The organism is Mesotoga sp., assembly GCF_035363035.1.
GTDB lineage: Bacteria > Thermotogota > Thermotogae > Petrotogales > Kosmotogaceae > Mesotoga.
In genome coordinates this window covers 1-3,143 of sequence record NZ_DAOSEH010000145.1, presented here as the reverse complement: position 1 = coordinate 3,143, position 3,143 = coordinate 1, and the positions used below count along the sequence as shown (strand labels likewise).

The 3,143-nt window shown below is 50.1% G+C and carries 5 protein-coding genes; all 5 read right to left on the bottom strand.

All coding sequences use genetic code 11. From position 1 onward, the window contains the following. Window positions 1-427, bottom strand: a 427-nt coding sequence (locus tag PKX57_RS11730; protein WP_472417495.1) for an ATP-binding protein, incomplete at its 3' end; no start/stop codon positions are given. A 16-nt stretch (window positions 428-443) separates the two neighbouring features. Further along, window positions 444-737, bottom strand: a complete 294-nt coding sequence (locus PKX57_RS11725) for a DciA family protein (protein WP_213921445.1) — start codon at window positions 735-737, stop codon at window positions 444-446. Further along, entirely contained in the window at window positions 700-1,584 is an 885-nt protein-coding gene (locus PKX57_RS11720; RefSeq protein WP_213921444.1) for an aminotransferase class IV, read from the bottom strand. Before PKX57_RS11720 ends, PKX57_RS11725 begins: the two co-directional genes overlap by 38 nt. Further along, window positions 1,550-2,836, bottom strand: a complete 1,287-nt coding sequence (mtaB, locus tag PKX57_RS11715) for a tRNA (N(6)-L-threonylcarbamoyladenosine(37)-C(2))-methylthiotransferase MtaB (protein WP_472414603.1) — start codon at window positions 2,834-2,836, stop codon at window positions 1,550-1,552. The genes PKX57_RS11720 and mtaB overlap by 35 nt, the downstream gene beginning before the upstream one ends. Then, a partial coding sequence (locus PKX57_RS11710) for a CBS domain-containing protein (RefSeq protein WP_472417493.1) occupies window positions 2,833-3,143 on the bottom strand: 311 nt, incomplete at its 5' end. The genes PKX57_RS11710 and mtaB, both read right to left, overlap by 4 nt.

The following is a 3,143-nucleotide window of genomic DNA, read 5'->3' as shown; positions in this document are numbered from 1 at the left end:
TCTGTCTATAGATCTTTCCGTCTGTCATGACCCTCACTTCCATCCACTCGGAAAGGGCGTTCACGACGGAGGCACCGACACCGTGAAGGCCCCCACTGATCTTGTACGAATCCTTCGAGAACTTGCCTCCGGCATGCAGGGTGGTCATGACGACCTCCAGCGCGCTGGTACCGGTGTCGGGATGGGTATCGACTGGAATGCCTCTCCCGTTGTCGCTTACCATGACCGATCCGTCTTCGAGTATCGTGATATCGATTCGGTCGCAAAAGCCGCCCATCGCCTCGTCTATGCTGTTATCTACAATTTCATAGACCAGATGATGAAGACCTGATTTCCCAGTAGAGCCTATGTACATTCCCGGCCTCTTTCTGACGGGGTCGAGACCTTTAAGTATCTTTATATTCTGAGCGTTGTATAGTTCAGACATTCAGCACCTCCAATTTCTATCCTACTCTGAATCTGATTCTCTTCACAGCTTCACTTCCAACGGCTTCATTTATCTTCTCGATAAAAGCGCTCTCTCGCAATTTCAATTCATGTAACCACATGCCGTCGTTGACGGCCACGATAAGAACCCCGTCCGAGTAATCGACGATCGACGAGTGTCCGGCGATAGATTCCCCTACTATCGTGGCCCAGTCTCTGTTCAAATCCAACACTCTGAGCTTCCTGAAAAGCCCGGGTCTGCGGGCCAGCCCTTCAAATATCTGCCCTAAAGTCTGATGGTTCCACTTCATCCAGACCACTCCAGTTGCTGTCCTCTGTCATGATATAACCCTCAAAGTTGTCCAGCAATAGCCGGGTCATTCCATCGGTGAAGTCTTCTATCAAGATCTTCTCTTCGAGTTTCCGGATAGGTACGATCCCGACACTCGTGTGGGTCAGGAAGAGCTCGTCGGCGGAGAACATCTCCCAGGAAGCGACAGGCCTCTCCATAACGTTGATCTCGATGCTGCTGCATAGACCTATCAGGTTGTCCCGGGTTATCCCGGGTAGTACTCCGGAACCGATATCGGGGGTTATAACCTGGCCATCTTTCAAGAGGAAGACGTTGCTGAAAGAGCCTTCACAAACGTTACCCTTTTCGTTCAGTATGATCATGTCGTAATTATCGCCCAGATTCTTTCTGGTCCTGATGTTCCAACTCGCCCCCGGTATCTTCAGTCGCGGATCGACGATTGCCCCCGAGGGTTTTGTGTAGGGCGAGATGGCGATCTTCACTCCAAGCTCGTATATGTCCTTGGAGACCGATGGTAGCTGAGTGTAAATTACCGCGGGCAACACACCCTCTCCCCCGCCGAAAAGGACTATCCTGATCCTGAAATCGCCGCTTTGGGAGAGCCGGTTTTTATCTATTCCTTCCAGGATTACGGAGTTCAACTCCTTGCATGTGAAGGGAACTTCTATGGACATCAGCCCGGCCGATTGTTTCAACCTGTCGAAATGCTTTCTGAAGGCGAACGGAAGTCCGTTGTACGTTCTCACTACTTCGTAAACCGATTCACAGTTCAGAACTCCCGGTATCAGTGCACTGACTAGGGAGTCGTTTTCATCGTACCACTGACCTGCAATATAGTTCAGCATCGGAACCCTCCTTATGCATCTCCAGATTGACTGCGGTTGAATCGACGAAACCGTCGTACTGACCGGCTATACGATGGGGAATATAATATTCATCGTAACCGACACTATCTCCGTGACAGATCTTTTCAACGAGAACTGTGTTGGTTATGCCTATGTGCTTGGATAAGTACTTTCTCCTCGATTCTTCGGCTGCGCCGGCGACCAGAAGCGCTCTCTTCTTTTTCAGTGACGACTCGACCTGATCTTTCATAGAGGCGGCTTCCGTGCCCGGTCTGTTCGAATACCTGAAAACGTGTACTTTCAAGAAGCCGATAGTAGCTATGGCCTGGAGCGTCGTCTCTAGATCGAAATCCTCTTCCCCCGGGAAGCCAGCTATGACATCTGTGGTGAAGGAGAACCTGGAGTCCATCGACCTCGCCCTCTCCACCGCCTTCAGATAGTCCTTCATTTCGTACTTCCTCTTCATAAGGCGGAGCACCCTGTTCGAGCCGCTCTGAAGAGAGAGATGAAGATGCCTGGCCATACGTTTGGTGCTTAGTATGACGTTCAGAAGTTCGTTATCGATCCTGTCGGGATCTAGAGAGCCCAGTCTGATTCTCCACTCGCCCGGCACGGTGTTTAGTTCTCTCAAAAGTTGCTCCAGGTCACCGCCCGTTTCAAAACCGTAGTAACCTATATTTATGCCGGTCAGTACTATCTCGCGATATCCGTTTTCTACAAGCCCGATAAACTCGTTCTTGACCATATCGATCGGCTTGCTTATTATCCTGCTACCTCTGGCCAGGCGTATTCTGCAATAAGTGCAGTTGTTCAGGCAACCATCTTCGATTCCAAGAAAGGCTCTCGTTCGCCCCTCGAGGCTGGAAGTGACTGTGAGAAAACCGTCGCTGGTCTCTTCAACCCCTTCGCTCCCGTCTTCCAGAAGACTCGAGACATACTTCTCGATCTCGCCTTTGGCCTGTATTCCAAGAACGGCGTGGGCTCCGAGCTTCTTCAGCTCTTCACCCGCTAGCTCCGAGTAGCACCCGACCACAACGATCCTGGAGTCGGGATTCAGGCTCAAGAGACGTCTGAAAAGTTGTCTCAGCTTTCTTTCGGCTTCTGAAGTGACTGTACAGGAGTTCAGCACGAAAAGATCCGACTTCTCTTGCGAGAAACGAACGTCGTAACGCTGTAGTCTTTCGGCCATGGCTTGCGATTCGTACTGGTTCAATTTGCAGCCGAAAGTGAAAATCGAAACGGTTTTCTTCATCTATCGATCTTGCCCTGTGTCGCCGCGTGAATCAAGAAGATTCTGTTGACTATCCCTATAAGTCTTCTCTCTTCATCAACGACGGGCAAAATCTTCAAATTGTTCTTTATAAGAAGATCAGCTGCATAGATAACTGTATCGTCCAGTTTAACGCATGTCACCCTCTTGATCATGTGCAGCGATACTTTATCGTTCTTTATCTTTTCCAATCTCAGCACGAACTGGTGGGTATCGGGGATGAACGAGGCCGACTGGAGGAGACTGAAGTAACTTGGCAAAGCGCTTCTTATAACGTCGCTCTCGCTCA

Bases quoted from the DNA above. Each gene is read 5' to 3' on its own strand.
- PKX57_RS11720 (WP_213921444.1), bottom strand. From the start codon at position 1,584: ATGCTGAACTATATTGCAGGTCAGTGGTACGATGAAAACGACTCCCTA.
- PKX57_RS11725 (WP_213921445.1), bottom strand. From the start codon at position 737: ATGAAGTGGAACCATCAGACTTTAGGGCAGATATTTGAAGGGCTGGCC.
- mtaB (WP_472414603.1), bottom strand. From the start codon at position 2,836: ATGAAGAAAACCGTTTCGATTTTCACTTTCGGCTGCAAATTGAACCAG.